Annotated in this window: 15 protein-coding genes; 6 read left to right on the top strand and 9 right to left on the bottom strand. The window is 68.2% G+C overall.

Features of this window, described 5'->3' with window-relative positions:
* Positions 1-15 precede the first annotated feature (15 nt).
* The 5 genes from SPR02S_RS47585 to SPR02S_RS47565 are packed head-to-tail and all read right to left on the bottom strand — an operon-like array spanning position 16 to position 5,551.
* Positions 16-987, bottom strand: coding sequence for an SCO2521 family protein (locus tag SPR02S_RS47585; RefSeq protein WP_026151538.1), 972 nt, complete (start codon positions 985-987; stop codon positions 16-18).
* 1 nt (position 988) lies between these two features.
* On the bottom strand, positions 989-1,963 hold the full coding sequence (locus SPR02S_RS47580) for an SCO2522 family protein (protein WP_019064122.1): 975 nt from the start codon (positions 1,961-1,963) through the stop codon (positions 989-991).
* Positions 1,960-2,877 (bottom strand): SCO2523 family variant P-loop protein, encoded by a 918-nt coding sequence (locus SPR02S_RS47575; RefSeq protein WP_019064121.1) that lies wholly within the window; start codon positions 2,875-2,877, stop codon positions 1,960-1,962. Before SPR02S_RS47575 ends, SPR02S_RS47580 begins: the two co-directional genes overlap by 4 nt.
* 3 nt (positions 2,878-2,880) lie before the next feature.
* Positions 2,881-4,722, bottom strand: a complete 1,842-nt coding sequence (locus SPR02S_RS47570; protein ID WP_019064120.1) for an SCO2524 family protein — start codon at positions 4,720-4,722, stop codon at positions 2,881-2,883.
* Positions 4,723-4,774: 52 nt separating this feature from the next.
* Positions 4,775-5,551, bottom strand: a complete 777-nt coding sequence (locus tag SPR02S_RS47565) for an SCO2525 family SAM-dependent methyltransferase (protein ID WP_063746325.1) — start codon at positions 5,549-5,551, stop codon at positions 4,775-4,777.
* 216 nt (positions 5,552-5,767) lie between these two features.
* On the opposite strand from SPR02S_RS47565, the gene SPR02S_RS58070 reads away from it, so the two are divergent.
* Complete coding sequence (locus tag SPR02S_RS58070) at positions 5,768-6,247, top strand: GNAT family N-acetyltransferase (RefSeq protein ID WP_078623225.1); 480 nt, start codon at positions 5,768-5,770, stop codon at positions 6,245-6,247.
* Here SPR02S_RS58070 and SPR02S_RS47555 read toward each other — a convergent pair.
* Positions 6,193-7,356 carry a glycoside hydrolase family 113 protein gene (locus SPR02S_RS47555; RefSeq protein ID WP_019064117.1) on the bottom strand — a complete coding sequence of 388 codons (1,164 nt, stop codon included), beginning with the start codon at positions 7,354-7,356 and terminating at the stop codon, positions 6,193-6,195. The two genes, SPR02S_RS58070 and SPR02S_RS47555, sit on opposite strands and share 55 nt — an antisense overlap.
* A 126-nt stretch (positions 7,357-7,482) precedes the next feature.
* Here SPR02S_RS47555 and bla point away from each other — a divergent pair, with 126 nt between their 5' ends.
* A complete protein-coding gene (gene bla / locus SPR02S_RS47550; RefSeq protein ID WP_019064116.1) occupies positions 7,483-8,427 on the top strand; it encodes a class A beta-lactamase in 945 nt (314 codons plus the stop codon).
* 38 nt (positions 8,428-8,465) lie between these two features.
* Here bla and SPR02S_RS47545 read toward each other — a convergent pair whose 3' ends face one another.
* Positions 8,466-9,239 carry an AraC family transcriptional regulator gene (locus SPR02S_RS47545; RefSeq protein ID WP_019064115.1) on the bottom strand — a complete coding sequence of 258 codons (774 nt, stop codon included), beginning with the start codon at positions 9,237-9,239 and terminating at the stop codon, positions 8,466-8,468.
* A gap of 55 nt (positions 9,240-9,294) precedes the next feature.
* On the opposite strand from SPR02S_RS47545, the gene SPR02S_RS47540 reads away from it, so the two are divergent.
* Positions 9,295-9,867 (top strand): class I SAM-dependent methyltransferase, encoded by a 573-nt coding sequence (locus SPR02S_RS47540; protein WP_019064114.1) that lies wholly within the window; start codon positions 9,295-9,297, stop codon positions 9,865-9,867.
* Here the strand turns inward: SPR02S_RS47540 and SPR02S_RS58065 are convergent.
* Positions 9,841-10,302, bottom strand: a complete 462-nt coding sequence (locus SPR02S_RS58065) for a protein-tyrosine phosphatase family protein (protein ID WP_019064113.1) — start codon at positions 10,300-10,302, stop codon at positions 9,841-9,843. The two genes, SPR02S_RS47540 and SPR02S_RS58065, sit on opposite strands and share 27 nt — an antisense overlap.
* A 48-nt stretch (positions 10,303-10,350) precedes the next feature.
* On the bottom strand, positions 10,351-11,064 hold the full coding sequence (locus SPR02S_RS47530; protein WP_026151536.1) for a FadR/GntR family transcriptional regulator: 714 nt from the start codon (positions 11,062-11,064) through the stop codon (positions 10,351-10,353).
* Positions 11,065-11,288: 224 nt separating this feature from the next.
* Between SPR02S_RS47530 and SPR02S_RS47525 the strand changes: the two genes are divergently transcribed.
* The 3 genes from SPR02S_RS47525 to SPR02S_RS47515 are packed head-to-tail and all read left to right on the top strand — an operon-like array spanning position 11,289 to position 15,898.
* Positions 11,289-12,923 carry an ABC transporter substrate-binding protein gene (locus SPR02S_RS47525; protein ID WP_019064111.1) on the top strand — a complete coding sequence of 545 codons (1,635 nt, stop codon included), beginning with the start codon at positions 11,289-11,291 and terminating at the stop codon, positions 12,921-12,923.
* 18 nt (positions 12,924-12,941) lie between these two features.
* Positions 12,942-13,901, top strand: coding sequence for an ABC transporter permease (locus SPR02S_RS47520; RefSeq protein WP_019064110.1), 960 nt, complete (start codon positions 12,942-12,944; stop codon positions 13,899-13,901).
* On the top strand, positions 13,901-15,898 hold the full coding sequence (locus SPR02S_RS47515; RefSeq protein WP_019064109.1) for a dipeptide/oligopeptide/nickel ABC transporter permease/ATP-binding protein: 1,998 nt from the start codon (positions 13,901-13,903) through the stop codon (positions 15,896-15,898). Before SPR02S_RS47520 ends, SPR02S_RS47515 begins: the two co-directional genes overlap by 1 nt.
* Positions 15,899-15,942: the final 44 nt, after the last annotated feature.

The raw sequence follows: 15,942 nt of genomic DNA, 5'->3' as shown, positions 1-15,942 counted from the left end.
GAATGCCTCGTACTATCAGCCTGTCGCCAGTGCCTGGCGCTGTGACATGACGGCCTGCAGGGCCAGTTGGTCACGGACGCGCTGGACCAGCGTGTGCCACTGTCTGCTGAATCCGGGATCCTCCTCGATGACCTCCCACACGGCGCCGAGAGTCCGGTCCACCCGTGCTCCCGGCATCCACAGATGCAGCAGGTGGTCCACGAGCGGGCCCAGTACCCGTAGCGTGGCCGTGCCGTCCGCCGAGCCGAAGCCGTTGTCGTCGAGCTTCTCCACCATCGTCGTCAACAGCCAGTCGTGCAGGGCGAGATCCTCACAGAGCCCGACGACAGCGGTGATCTCGGTGCCGCGCGGCACCCGCAGCAAAACCGTGCGGACCCCGTCCTCGGCCAGCGTGAAGCGCTCCAACGACGCTCCCTCACCGGGCGCGGCCGGCCTGGCGGTCCACCACAGCTTCGTGGCGGCGGACCTGAGGGGAACGTCGTAGTCGAGCAGCCCTGTGTGGCGCGAGATCCTCGCGAGGAGAGCCTCGGCGATCGAGCCGATGTCGAGGCAGCCTTCCTCACGGACCGTCAAAAAGCCTTGCAGACAGGCGGATTCGGGAATCCGGCCGACCGGCAGGAGAGTGCCGGGGCGGGCGAGGTAGTAGCCCCACGGCTGTCGTCTGTCGGGGCCCTCGACGGGTGCGCGGAAGTAGGAGGACGCCTGGAGCAGTCTTCCCTCGGTGAGGGCGGCGCGTGAGGCCACCGTGCCGACGCCTCGGACCTTCGCCCGGTTGGCCAAGGGGAAACGGCAGTCCACGCCCGTGAGGATCTCGGGAGAGAGCACATGGCGACCGGGGCGGGTGGAGACCCGGACGTGGTCGTCGTCCCTCAGCCGCAGCAGGAGTTCGGCCTCCTTGTTACTCAGGGCCCGACTGCTCGGTAAGAGGCAGGTGCGCACCTCACCGCACGCGAGCACCGGGCGGGTTGTCTCCTCCGGGGTGGCCACGTCACAGTCCCGGCGGAAACACGTAGGCCGACCGCTCGACAGCGCCCACGGGAAGGTCCATGCCCTCGGAGGCGGAGAGGCCCGCCACGTGCCCGGCCGCCCCGGTGTCCACCTGGGTCTGCTCCAGAATGACGCGCACCGCGTGCTCGACCGGCAGGAACCGGGACGGGAGAACACTGCATGTGTAGTACGCCGTGAAGGGTGCTGCGGTGGGATTCAGCCGCAGCAGCGGGGGCAGGGCGTCCCAGTCCGCGGGAAAGCTGTCCGCGGCCCAGGGGGTGGGCGTCAGTACGGCCCTGCCCCGGTCGCGAAGGAGTCCCAACCGTGCCAGTTGCCAGACGGCGGCCAGGAAGGCGCAGGACCAGGTACGGCGCTCAACGGACCCGCTCCACAACTCGACGTCCACGAAGACGGAGTGACCGCGGGCTCCGGTCTCGCTGGGAGGTTGCCACCCGCCGGTCGCGTCCAGCGCCGCGGACGTGCGTTCGGCGGGTGCGCGTCGGCCGTTGGCGAGCCAGCCGGTCCGGCTGACGGGCGGACGGAAGCCGTTGCTGCCGGGCGGCGGGGACTCGACCAGCCGCCCCATCACGGATTCGGCGAGGGAGGTCCGCCGAGGCTCGTTCGGGCCGGCGCAGGCCGACTCGCGGGCCAGGTAGTCGATCGTCAGACCGGCGTGTTCGGCCGCGTCGAGCAGCGGTGGGACGAGTTCGGCCGGCGTGGCCAGGCGGCTGAAATAGTCGTCGATCAGAAAGCAGGTGCTGACCCGTCGCCTGCCGTGCTGCGGTGCCACCGCGCCGGCGCGGGCTGCGTCCGCCCAGGGACGTACGGCGGCGAAGTGCCGTCGAAGCCGCTCGGGGCCCTCCGCGAAGTCCTCCATGTAGAGGTGGCCGAGTTCCAGGGAGAGGTGGGCGAATGGCACGCCCTCGGTACGCGGCCGGGCGCTGGTCTCCTGGAAGACGGCTTCGGGCTCGCTCACAACAGCCCCCAGTGCTTGTCGTCGGCGAGCCTTTCCGCGAGTTCCCCGATGGCCTGCCAGGTCTGGATGTTGGCGATCCGGCTGTCGAGTACGTCCTCGTCGGTGATGAGCTGTTCCTGCAACTGGAGTACGGGTTCCAGGGGCACGGAGCCCAGCACCCTGCTCCGGCCGATACCCAGACCGGCCGCGATGCCCTCCAACTCCCTGTTGCACTGCCTCATCCAGGCGAACTGGGCGGGTGGCACCTGGGACCACTGTGGCGAGCCGAGATCGGGCACGGCGGCCCGCACGAAGCGGATGGCGCCGAGGAGTTGGTCCTTGTCGTGGCCCAGGCTCACACCGGCGCTCACTATGCCCCGTTCTCCGGTGACGAGGTCGGCGGCGGCCATGACGTGCTGCCGGGTCCAGCGGTGGTAGACGAGCCAGCGGGTCTTGAGGCTCCGTAACTCTGTCTGCGCGGTGGCCGACAGGGCCAGCTCCATGGCGTAGCTGCGGCCGGCACTCAGATCGACCACGATCAGGTTGAATTCGCGCCTGAGCGCGTTGACGAGATCCACACAGCGGTGCAGGCTCGCGCCGTCCGTGACGAACTCGCCCCCCGTCCGGTCACCCGGCAGCAGGACCAGTCGTCCGGCACCGCTCGGCCGGCTGCGCAGCACCTGGTGCTCGGTGCGGGCCCAGACGTCGACGCGCAGTGCCTCACCCGTCATGCCGTTCAGGTAGGAGTGCAGTCCTCGCCCCTTGGCCTCCTTCGCCACGTCCGGAATGTCGAAGACGGCGGGGGCGGTCGGAGAGCCGAAGTCGAAGTCGAGGTAGCAGACGTCGTCCCCGTCGAGCGCGCGGCGGTAGGCGAGGTTGATGCTCGTCACCGAGCGGCCGGTGCCTCCCTTGTCGGAGGCCGCGAAGACGAGCACGACTCATGCCTTCCGAATTCCGGTGTCCCTGGCCCTTTTCAGGCTGTCGAGTCGGCTCAGCACGCCCAGCGCCAATGCGCAGGACGTGCCGGGCCGTTGTTCGTCGAGCAGTCGGCGGGCCCGCTTGAGATCGGCTTCCACGCCCTTCAGGACCTCTCCCTGGCGACTCGCCGGAGGTGGTGCCAGTTCCATCTGTTCCTCGCCCAGCAGGTGGGTCGACTCGCTGAGCAGGGCCCTTGCGAGCGCGGTGACGTCGTTGCTGCCGATCGGCGGCTGCCGGTACAGCTGGGACGCCGCCACCATGCACTCGGTGACCCGCTCGGTGATGCTCCAGGACAGTGGCCCCTGTTGGGCCGTCACGTGCGGGTAGACAGCACGGATGTTGTCCCACAGGCCCGCCCCTTCGCCGTCGTGGATACGACGTTTCCACAGATGGTCGAGGATCTGTTCGGCGAGCCGGAGCAGACGGTCCTGTGACGCGATGTTCTGGGACAGGGTGCACAGTTGAATGGTCCGTTTGAGCAACTGTGCCGAGAAGTCCGTCATCGCCCACCGCATGGGCGGGCCCAGGGTCTCGCTGCCGAGCAGCGGCAGGGCGACACCCGAGTTGTGGAGATCCGCCGCCGGATCGCCCTCGGTCAGACGCGAGGTGATCCTGCCGCGTTCGGCCAGTCGCTCCATGACGTCCACGGTGCGGGTCAGGTCGTCGTCCGTGGCCCGGCGGCTCACCAGGTCATGAACGAGCAGCGAGGCGACGGAGAGGGAGAAGTACTCGGACTCAAGCTGCTGACCTGTCTGCCAGGGGATGTCCTCCAGCGGCCAACTGCCGTCCCCGAAGCGTGCCAGCGCCGACCAGTACTGCTGGGTGATCTCCCAGCGCAGCCGCAACGCCTCGGCGAGTCGCTGCTGTTCGGCATTGAGCAGACGCAGGGTCAGGGTGCGGTTCGAGAAGAGGTCCTGGATCCCGTCGAGTGCGACCACGGTGAAATAGAGGTAGGGAACGGCTTCGGCGACACCGTTCGGCTGGACACCGACCAGGTCCTCGGCCTCCACCTCCGGCGCGTCTTTCACCAAACTCCACGCCCAGCCGCATTCGAAGAACCTGTTCTCGTTCTGGAGCCGTTCTCCCACGTCGACGCCGAGCACCACGCTGGCACCGATCACGGCACGCAGTGACTTGAAACGCGACTGGAACTGCTGAAGAACTGCCTTGTCGGACAGTCTCCCCTGACCGAGAAGCCGGCAGAGCGCCTGCCCCTGATGGGACTCCACCGAGAAGACATTGACCGTGAAGGACCGGAGCAGACTCACCATGGCGGCGGTCAACCGCTCGCTGGTCGCCTTCTGAAGGTCGTCGATGAGGCCCAGCAACTCGGGACGGTTCGTCTGGGCACGATAGACGTTCAGAAAGCCGAGGGTGGCCAGGCACAAAGTGACCGACATGGAAAAGGAGTCGACAACTCCTGTTTCGCGCTGCTCCTTGGAGAGCTCCTGATCCGGATCTTCGGACACGAAGTAGTAATCACCGGCGAACGTGGGGCCGAGGTCGCCGCCACGGTGAATACCCATGAATTCGGTGAGGACTCCGACAAGATTCGCCGGGATGTCCGTGGCATCCCCCGCCTGTTTCAGCGCGAGTTCGACATCCTCTTCCGTAATATCGGGGTCGTCCAGCCTGAATTCAGGGATCTCGGTGGCAGGATACAGCAAGCAGAGCAGCCGCTCAGCGTCCGCGACACTGCTGCGACCTCCCCATTCACCCCACGCCCACTCCCCTTCCCTGAAGGAGTGCCGGGCGATCGCCTTCCATACGTCAAACAGCTGCAAGCGGGGTTTGATCTGCATACCCGTGCCCCTCACGCAGGCCCGCCACTTCGGGCGAGAACAAATTCCGCAATCAGTTGTTACGGTGGCCGCAGGCCAGGATCATTCCCGTGTACCCCTTACGCACCAGGTTTCCTGGTTTACCGAAATGCGTGAGGTTCACATCACCGGCGTATTCTTTCAGAATACCCAGCACCTCCCGCTCCCCCACATCGATCGCCGGAAAGTCCTCTCGGCCCACTTGATAACCCAGCGAATGCTCCATGAAAGCGGCCGCGAAAGGGGCGCCCGGCTCCAGGGCATTCATAAAGGAAGAGACACCCGATCGGAATTCCTCAAACGACTCGGTAATGGACTCGGCAACGAAGAACATGGTGCCGATGTCCCAGCGTTCCTCGCCCTTCACCAGGTCGAACAGATTTCCCTGCCTGACTTTGGCAACCTTCTGAAACTTTCGCGCAGGACCCTCCTCCAGCGCGCCATAATCCGCGTTCTCACACAGGACGTCCCAGAACTTGTCCCAGTGGGAATCAAGGGTCCCGTCACGCTGACTTTCGAGGTACTTAACATTCGACGGTGACCGCTCAAACAAAGTGATGTCGTGGCACCAGGGAAGCATGGTGAGCGCGGGATAGATGTTCGGCCCGGCGCCGACATCAATACCGGAAGCAGGGCTACCGGGATTTTTTTGAAAATGATCACTGAAATGATCACGAACCGCCGAGATGATCGCCCTGTCGTCGGGATGCAGGGCGAGGTAATTGCGCCTGATGTAGTCCTCTGGATCAATGAGACTCCAGTCCACATCACAATTGAGCTTTTGCGGGCTGCCCGACGGCTCCAAGGTCATAGCCACCAAGAATAGCACCCCACCCACCCCTGGACCGGCGGTCCGGAGACTTGGACCTTGGGATCACTTTCGTCCTACTCCCGCCTTGAAGTGACCGTAATCGACAGCCATGATGGGGAAATCCGAACTGTCGCGCCCAGGGCGACCCACCTTGCTAATCGGTATGCATATCGCACCATTTTCATGCGTCTCGAACATGCCGCACAAGGGGACGAAATGATTCCTGTTCATGGAGATCGGGCACATCCCGAGCAGCTCAGAGCGGGCACCGAAGAGGATCTGTACGAAATAACCCGGATCGACGCGGAGGCGTTTCCGTCGGATCCATACCCGTACTTCGTGGTGCGCCAGTTCTTCGATCTCAGCGGCGGCCGGCTCCTGGTCCTCGACGACAGTCACACCCTGCACGGTTATGTCCTCGCGACTCCGCCCGATGCCGGCCTCAGTTGGATACTCAGCCTCGGCGTCCCCCGCGACCTGCGGGGCCGGGGACTGGGTCGTCGGCTGATGGTCGAGATGGTCAGCCGATTACGCGCCGAAGGCGCACGCGAGATCAAGCTCACCGTCGACCCCGACAACGACCCGGCTGTCCTCCTCTACCGACATCTCGGGTTCCTTGCGGTGGGAGATCTGCTCAAGGACTACTTCGGGCCCGGTGAGCATCGCATCCGCATGGCGCTCGACCTCTGCCGATAGTGCCGCGCCAGCGCGCGAAGCGCCTCCTTCGGCTCCCAGTGCCAGGGTGAACTCGGGTCGTACGGGCGGTCCTTGATGGTCTTGGTGAGGGAGTAGCTCGCCATGTCGAGGTCGTGGCGGGGGTCGTGGGCGCGGTGCGGAGCATCCGGGGTCACGAACTCGAAGGCCATCGCCCCGTACAGGCCCATCGATTCGAAGACCTCCAACAGGTCGACGACGTACGCCGCTTGGGTGTGCTCGCTGCGGACGAGGTGCCCCTTGATCTCCTCCGGGTCCTTGTCGTGGTCGACGACGTTCCAGCCCATGCCGGCCGTCTTCTCGGCGCCCTGGTACGCGCAGGTGCCGAACTCGGTGATGGTCACGGGCTTGCCCCACCGTTGGTAGATCCTCAACTCCCGCACGTAGTCGGCTGGTTGGCGGAAGTAGGAGTAGTAGTCGATGCCGACGAGGTCGAAGAGGGTCCAGTCGACCTCGTCGTCCTGGGCGGCGGCGTAGCTGAGGTTGCCGTGGAAGACCGAACGGCCGCGCGCCGCCGCCTTCTTGGTGAACGCGTCCAGCCTGCGCTGCATCTTCCCCGGGTCGAACGTGCCGTTCAGGATGTTCTGGACGCGGTCCAGGGCCGTCGCGCCGGGCACGATCCCGGGCACGAACAGCCAGAACTCGCAGCCCACGCTGAGGTCGACGCTCGCGCCCTGCCGCCGGAGGCGCTCCGCGAACCGGCCGGTCTCCGCGAGGTGTTCGAGGATGTCCCGCTCGGGGACGTCGGCGAGGGTGGGCTGGAGCCAGATGTGCAGGCCGAGTTCGGCGGCTTCGGCGGCCGTCGCGGTGAGGCGGTCGACTCCGTCGCCGGTGACGTCGACCGTGTCGGCGTGCAACTCGTCGCGGATGGCGCGGAGGTCGGCGCGCATCCGGCGGGGGTTCCAGGCGGTGGCGGGGGTCTCGCCCTCACCGACCGTGTAGACGACGCCGTGGTGGCGTAGACCGGGGCGGGCATTCGTCGCATGGGGCCGCGCCACCGCCTGTCCTGGCGGCAGCAGCGCGCCCGCCGCTCCGAGGGCCAGCGCCCCCGTCAGGAACTGGCCCCGAGTGATCCCCTGTGAGTTCGCCATGTGCCCACTGTGTCGAGCGCGGGCCCGTCGCGGTGTCCGCCGATGGTCCACGGCGGCGCAACCAAGGTATGAGCTCTCGCGTCGATCACTGCAGAGATCGTTGCCGGACAGCGAACAAAGGAGAGCGTGATCTCAGGCTCCGAACAGTCCCCCACGACCCCTACGACAGGCACCGCCACCCGCCGCACCCTCCTCACCGCCGGTGCCGCCACCGCCGCCACCCTCGTCGCCGGCGCCTCCTCGGCCCAGGCGTCGGACAGCACCGGCAGCGGAACCGACACCGGCGTCATGACGGGCCTGCGCGCCCTGGAGGAGCAACACACCGCGCGTGTGGGCGTGTTCGCGCATCACCTCGGTACGAAGAAGACCGTCGTGCACCGCGCCGACGAACTCTTCCCGATGTGCTCGGTGTTCAAGACGCTCGCCGCCGCGGCCGTCCTGCGGGACCTGGACCGGCACGGCGAGGTCCTCTACAAGGTCGTGCACTACACGGAGGCCGATCTGGTCGACGGTTCCGACCAGACCCGGGCGCATCTGGCCGAGGGCATGACGGTCGAGCAACTCGCCGACGTGGCCGTCCGGTTCAGCGACAACGGCGCCGGCAACCTGATCCTGCGCGAACTCGGCGGCCCCACCGCCGTCACCCGCTTCGCCCGCTCCCTCGGCGACCGGGTCACCCGGCTCGACCGCTGGGAGACCGAGCTGAACTCGGCCGAGCCGGACCGGATCACCGACACCACCAGCCCGCGCGCCATCGCCGGCCTGTACCGCAAGCTCGTCCTCGGCGACGCCCTGCGCCGTCCCGACCGCGACCGGCTCACCGCCTGGCTGCTCAACAACACGACGAGCGCCGCCCGTTTCCGCGCCGGGCTCCCCGCGAGCTGGACGATCGCCGACAAGACGGGCAGCGGCGACTACGGCACCGCCAACGACGTCGGCATCGCCTGGACGGAAGCCGGTGACCCGGTCGTCCTGGCGGTCCTGACGACGAAGCCGACCCTGCCCGACGCCCCGTACGACAACCAACTGGTCGCGGACACGGCCAAGTTGGCGGCGGCAGCCGTCAGCTAGTACGGCACGCACCGCCTCTGACGCGCGAAATACCGCCGCTAGCGCGGGAAGTACTGCCTCGGCGTCACCCCGACCACCCGGTGGAACGCCGCCGTGAAGGAGCTCGCCGAGGCGTACCCCACGCGTCGCGCCACCGCCTCGATCGGCAGTCCCTCGGCGAGGAACGGCAACGCGGCCTGCATCCGCAGCCGTTCCCGCCACTGCCCGAACCCGAGGCCGGTCTCCGCGACGAAGAGGCGGGCCAACGTCCGCGCGCCGGCGCCGACTTGACCGCCCCAGGCGGCGAGCGGCCGACTGTCCGACAGGTGGGTCCGCAGCCCGGCGGCCACCGCCCGCGCCCGCGGATCGCGCGGTTCGGGTACGGACACGCTGGTCACCGGCACCGGACGCAGCTCGTCGAGGAGCACCAGCTCGGCACGCGCGCGGGCGTCCGGTGTCAGGTCCGTACGGTCCAAGTGCTCGACGAGCGCCCGGAGAAGCGGGGTGACCGCGACGACCGTAGGGTTCCGCCAGTCGATGTGCGGGCAGCTCACCGGGTCGACGTACGCACTGCGCATGACGGCATCGCCCTCGGACTCCGTGGCGTGCGGGACGTCCGCCGGAATCCACAGGGCCAGCGAAGGCGGCAGCAACCATGTCCCGTGTTCGCTCCGGATGCCCAGCAACCCTCGCTCGGAACAGGCGAGTTGGTGGAGGGGATGCCAGTGCGTGCCGAAGGCCGTCCCGCGCGGCATGGCGAACTGGCCGACGAGGATGGCCGTGTCGAACCGGCGGGCGAACCGGCTCCCCCGCTCCTGTCCGTTCCGCGACATGACACGGCAGCCTAGCCCGTGGCGGACAACCGCCCGTCCCGCCTAGCGTCGACGTATGCCGATGAACCGAGCCCACCGCAAGCTGTGCAGCTCCGAGGGATGGGCGCAGACGACGAAGGACCGCATCCTGCCCTGGGCCCTCGAACACGTCGAACTCGGCGCGGACGTACTGGAGATCGGCCCCGGCTACGGCGCCAACCTCCGCGTCCTCGTCGAGCGGGTCGACCATCTCACCGCCGCCGAGATCGACGCCGACACCGCCCGGCTGCTCCAGTCCCAGTGGGGCGACCGGGCCACCGTGCTCCACGCGGACGGCGCCGAACTGCCGCTGCCGGACGGGGCGTTCGACTCCGTCGTCTGCTTCACGATGCTGCACCATGTGCCCACGGCCGCCCACCAGGACCGCATCTTCGCCGAGGCGTTCCGCATACTGCGCCCCGGCGGCACGTTCGCGGGCAGCGACAGTCAACCCAGCTTCCGTTTCCGGGTGTTGCACTTCCGGGACACGATGAACACCCTCGATCCGGCGACGCTTCCCGCCCGGCTGGAGCGGGCCGGCTTCACGGACGTCGCGGTCGACCTGCACCCGGAGGGCGGCGGCCTACGCTTCCGGGCACGCCGCGCCTGATACCGGCTCGAACCCTTGCACGTACCGCCGCTGCCACGGCGTCTCCACCGCGTGCCGGTCGTAGTGGGCGCGGACATAGTCGACCGCTTCCCCCGGCGGCACCCCGTCGAGGACCGCGAGGCAGGCGAGTGCCGTGCCGGTGCGGCCCCGACCGCCGGCGCAGGCGAACTCGACGCGCTCGGTGAGCGACCGGTGCCAGGCGTCTGTCAGGACCGCGTGCGCCTCGGCGCGGTCGGCGGGCAGCCGGAAGTCCGGCCAGCGCAACCACCGTGCCTCCCACGGCAGTTGGGGCGGCTGCTTGCCGAGGAGATACACGCCGTACGTCGGTGCCGGGCCGTCGGCGGGGAGGGGGCGGCGCAGGCCACGGCCCCGGACCAGGCGGCCGGAAGGCAGTCGTAGGACGCCGGTGGCGGTCGGGTTCCAGGGTTCAGTCACGTCGCCAGCGTAGGGACAGGGAGGGGCTCACGTAGCCGAAGAGCGGGGTCAGCCCACTCCCCGCGACTCCTGTGCCGCGCGCGCCTCGATGCCGCGGAAGTGGTCGGCCATCGCACGCTGCGCACCCTCGACCTCGCGGGCGCGCAGCGCGGTGACGATGTCCCGGTGGCGGCGGACGGTGAGCTCGGGGTCCGGGTCGTCGGTCCAGCCGCGGGCTCCGGCGACCCGGCGGAACACCGTCCAGAAGGCGCCGAGGAGTTGCGGGACGAGTTCGTTGCCGAGCGAGGCGTAGAGCAACTCATGGAATTCGCGGTCGAGTTCGGGGAAGGGGCGACCGGCGCGGCCCGCTTCCTCCATCCGGTCCACGACCGCTTCCAGCCGGTCCAGTTCCGGCTCGGTGACGGTGGCGGCGACCCGATGGATCAGGCCCTCCTCCAGCACCTCGCGCACCTGGAGGATCTCCGCCAGCGCGTCCGCGTCGTCCTCGTGCCGGGCCAGGGTGCGAAAAGTGAGGCCGTCGACGAGCGGGGTCAGCGAGGCGCGGCCGACGTAGGTGCCGTAGCCGTGTCTGATCTCCACGATGTCGAGGGCCTGGAGTGCTTTGAGGGCCTCGCGGACGGAGTTTCTGCTGATGCCGAGGTCTTCCATCAGCTCGGCCTCGGTGGGCAGCGGCGCACCGGGCTGGAGCTTGCGGTCGAGGATCAGCTGGACGACCTCGCGCTGTATCCGACTGTTCCTTGGCTCCCCGGACATGCGCCGCATCGTAGCCGCATCAGAAGTCCCACGTCCCATGTCTGACCTCGGCCGGATCGGAGAGAGCGGCAACTTGCGCCATTCACGGGTGTTTTCGCGTGCCTCTTCAAACTGCCATTGGTCCGACCTCTGACGGCTACGCCATTCGTGTGCGATGCCTTGACCACCCCCACGGGCGCTCTTATGGTCGCGCTGACCGCAGGACGTAGGACGTCGTACCTCCTGGAGGAACCATGCGCGAAGACGTGACCCAGAACGTGCCCGCGCTGCACCGCCGGACGTTCCTGAAGTACTCCGGCGCGCTGGGCGCGGCGGCCGCCATCTCCTCGTCCCTGACGGCCTGTTCGTCGGGGCCGCAGTCGACGAACGACACCGGCGGCGGGGGCACCGGCAAGAACCGGACGCTGACCGCGGTGATCGGCTACGGCAACGACGGCAGCTGGGATCCGACACAGACGGCGTCGGCGTTCGCGATGGCCGGCAACAACCACATCTACGAGGGGCTGATCGACACCGATCCGATCACCCGCGCGCCCTATCCGGCGCTGGCGACCGCCGTGCCGAAGGACACCAGCGGCACCTCGTGGAAGTTCACGCTGCGGGCGGGCGCCACGTTCCACGACGGGCAGCCGGTCACGGCCGACGACGTCGTCTTCGTCTTCGACCGCATCCTCGACCCGAAGACGGCGACCCTCGCGCAGGGCTTCTTCGTCAGCTGGCTGAAGGAGGTCCGGAAGATCGACGCGCGGAACGTCGAGCTGGTCCTCAAGTTCCCCTTCCCTGAAGGGATTTCACGCCTCACCCTCGCGAAGATCATGCCGAAGCACATCTTCTCGAAGCCCGGCGCCTGGGACGACGCGATCAAGGGCAAGGCGGTCGGCTCGGGGCCGTACCGGCAGACCGCGCACCACCCGAAGTCGAACACCACCTTCACCGCGTTCACCGGCTACAACGGCCCGCGCCCGCCCGCCTTCAAGACGATGAACTGGCTGACGATCGTCGACGCGGCGCCCCGCGTCGCCAAGATCTCCGGGTCGAGCGCGGGCGCGCAGATCGCCGACAACATCCCCTACGCCAACATCCAGCGGCTCCAGAGCGGCGGGCTGACGGTCGCGGGCGGGGCCGGGATGAACAACCTGTTCCTGATGTTCAACACCCAGCACAAGCCCTTCGACGACGTACGGGTACGCCAGGCGCTGCACTACGCCATCGACACCGGCAAGATGGTCCAAGTCGCCCTGCGCGGACACGGAAAGCCGTCCTCGTCCTTCCTCAACGAGGGCAACCCGACCTACCGGCGCGCGAAGAGGGTCTACGACTACGACCCCGACAAGGCGAAGGCGCTGCTGAAAGCGGCCGGGGTCAGCGGGCTGAAGGTCAACATCCTTGCGGTGAACGTGAGTTGGATCGTCGACTGCCTGCCGACCATCAAGGCGTCCTGGGACGCGATCGGCGTGAAGACGACGCTCTCCCCGCAGGAGACCACGGCCGTCTTCACCAAGATGGACCAGAAGCAGGACTACCAGGTCGTGGCCGCCGCCTCGAACCCCAACCAGTTCGGCCTCGACGCGGACCTGATCATGCACTACAACTACGGCCCGCAGAACCTCTGGATGGGCTACGCCCGTTGGGCCGGAAACTCCGTCGCCAAGCAGCTCTTCAAGGACATGGACCAGGCGACGCGGGAGCCGGACGCGGCGAAGAAGAAGACGATGGTCCAGGACTACATCGACACCGTCGCCGAACAGGCCGTGCTCTACCCGGTCGTCCACAACGAGCTGATGACCGCCTGGGACCCGCAGAAGCTGACAGGGATAAGGGCACAGCCCTACCCCGGCATAAACGTCCTCCAGGCCAAGTGGGTCTAGCCGTACAGGAGTTGGCCCATGGTCACCGTCGTCAGGATTCTGGCCCGCCGTATCGTCCTGCTCGTGCCGCTGATGCTCGGCATCGTGCTGTTCGTGTTCGTGGTGATGCGCTTCTCGGACGTCGACCCGGCATCCGCGTTCTTCCAGGGCGCCAACCCGACCCCGCAGCAACTGCACGACTTCCGCGAGCGCAACGGCCTGCTCGATCCCCTGCCTCTCCGCTACCTCCATTTCGTGGGCGCGCTCCTCCACGGCGACCTGGGCACCAGCGCGCTGACCCGGGCGCCGGTCGTCGACCAGGTCACCACCGCGCTGCCGCTCACCCTCCAACTCACCTTCCTGGGGCTGGGGATCGCGGTGGTGCTGGCGCTGCTCGGCGGGGTGACGGCGGCGATCTACCGGGACCGGCTGCCCGACCAGATCATCCGGGTCGTCTCGCTCACCGGGGTCGCGGCGCCCGGCTTCTGGCTGGCGTTGCTGATGATCCAGTACCTGGCCGTGGACCAGGGCTGGTTCCCGACCGGCGGTTACATCAACCCGGCGGACTCCCTCACCGGCTGGCTCAAGACGATGGCTCTCCCGGCGCTGGCGCTCTCCCTCCCGGTGGCGGCCCAACTCACGCGCATCGTAAGGACGTCGGTGGTCGAGGAGCTGGACAAGGACTACGTCCGGACGGCGATCGGCAGCGGCCTGCCACCGCGGGTGGTCGTCGGCCGCAACGTGCTCCGCAACGCGCTGATGAACCCACTCACCGTCCTGGGCCTGCGCGTTGGATACCTGCTCGGCGGTGCGGTCGTCATCGAGACCATCTTCTCCCTCCCCGGGATGGGCAAGTTGATGATCGACGCCGTGCAGAACGGCGACCCGGCCGTCGTCCAGGGCGTGGTGCTCACGACGGCGACCGGGTTCGTCGTGGTGAACCTGGTCATCGACATCCTCTATCTGCTGGTCAACCCGCGCCTGAGGGATGCTTCCTGATGTTCACTCAGTTCCCCCAGTTCTCCCGCAAGGGCCTCGCCGAGACCCTGTCCCGGCCCGGCATCCGACTGCGCGGCCGGCGCCGACTGCCGCTGCTGTCGAAGGTCGCGGTGTGCTTCCTGGCGGTCGTGGTGCTGGTGGCGCTGTTCGCGCCGCTCATCGCCCCGCACGACCCACTGGACCAACAGCTCCCCGTCGACGGCACCGGGCACCCGTCCGCCGACCACTGGATGGGCCAGGACAGCCTGGGCCGGGACATCCTCAGCAGGCTGATGTACGGCGCCCGTTGGTCCCTCGCCATCGGGCTCGGGGCGACCGCGCTGGCCCTCGTCGTCGGCGCGCTGATCGGCGCGGTCGCCGCGACCTCCCGCAAGGGCGTCGACGAGACGCTGATGCGCTGCTTGGACGTGGTGATGGCGTTCCCCGGCATCGCGCTGGCGGCGGTACTGGTGGCGGTGTTCGGCGGCGGGATCACCGTGCTGATCTGCGCGATCGCGTTCCTGTTCACGCCGCCGGTCGCAAGGGTCGTACGGGCCAACGTACTTGACCAGTACGGCGAGGACTATGTGACGGCCGAGCGGGTGATCGGCGCCCGCACACCGCACATCGTCATCCGGCACGTGGCCGTCAACTGTGCTGCTCCGATCCTGGTGTTCTGCACGGTGCAGGTGGCCGAGGCGATCGTGTTCGAGGCGTCGCTGTCGTTCATCGGCGCGGGCGTACGGCCCCCGGACCCGTCCTGGGGAAGTGTCATCGCGGACGGCAAGAACATGGTGCTGACCGGGGGTTGGTGGGCGACGGTCTTCCCCGGCCTGCTGATGCTGGTCACGGTCCTCTCGCTGAACATACTGTCCGAGGGAGTCTCCGACGCGTGGGCGGCACCGGCGCCGCGCGAGGTGGACGTACGGCCCGACGAGGACCCGCTGGACGCGCCCGAGCCCGGCAGCGGCGAGGTGCTCCCGCTCCCCGGCCTGACGGAGGCGGCGCTGCGACTCCGGTCCCGCGCACGGCCGTTGCCCGACCCCGACGGCCAACCGGTCCTCGCCGTCGAGAACTTGGCGATCGGCTTCGAGGGCCGGCACCACGGCGTGGACATCGTCGACGGCATCAGCTTCGAGGTGCGACCGGGTGAAGTCCTGGGCCTGGTGGGCGAGTCGGGCTGCGGCAAGTCGCTGACGGCGCTCGCGGTGATGGGCCTGGAACCGAAGGGCGCGAGGGTGCGCGGCCATGTCCGGTTCAACCAGCGGCAGTTGGTGGGCGAGCCGATGCGGGTCCGGCGCAAACTGCTGGGCCACGAAATGGCGATGGTCTACCAGGACGCGCTGTCGTCGTTGAATCCCGCGATGACGATCCGCGCCCAGCTCAAGCAGGTGATACGGCGCGGAGGGCGCCGTGGGGCGGGCGAGTTGCTGACGATGGTCGGCCTCGACCCGGACCGCACCCTGCGCAGCTACCCGCACGAGCTCTCCGGCGGCCAGCGCCAACGCGTGCTGATCGCCATGGCGTTGTCCCGCGACCCGAAACTGATCGTCGCCGACGAACCGACGACCGCCCTCGATGTCACCGTGCAGGCGCAGGTCATAGAGCTACTGCTGCGGCTGCGCGAGGAGTTGGGCTTCGCGCTGATCCTCGTCTCGCACGACCTCGCGCTGATCGCCGACGTCACCGACCGGGTGGTGGTGATGTACGGCGGACAGATCGTGGAGACGGGCGTAACCGCCGATCTGGTGGAGTCACCGGCCCACCACTACACGCGCGGTCTGCTCGGCAGCGTGCTGTCCCTGGAGTCGGCGGCCGAGCGGATGACCCAGATCAAGGGGGTCGTCCCCTCTCCCGCCGACTTCCCGGCGGGCTGCCGGTTCGCGGACCGCTGCCCGCTGGCGAGCGGCCTCTGCCGTACGACGGCGCCGGATCTGGTCGGCCCGCGTACGCATACGGCGGCGTGCCACCATCCGGCGGTCGACCTGGTTTCGACGGAGAGGGGGGCGGTCACGTGAGCGGGGTGGTGGTTGAGGGGGGCCGAGTGAGCCGTGCGGGTGTT

Origin of the sequence: Streptomyces prunicolor NBRC 13075 (assembly GCF_000367365.1) — a bacterium.
GTDB classification, from domain to species: Bacteria; Actinomycetota; Actinomycetes; order Streptomycetales; family Streptomycetaceae; genus Streptomyces; species Streptomyces prunicolor.
Note: the sequence above shows the minus strand (reverse complement) of the source record. Positions and strands in the feature narration are given on the sequence as shown.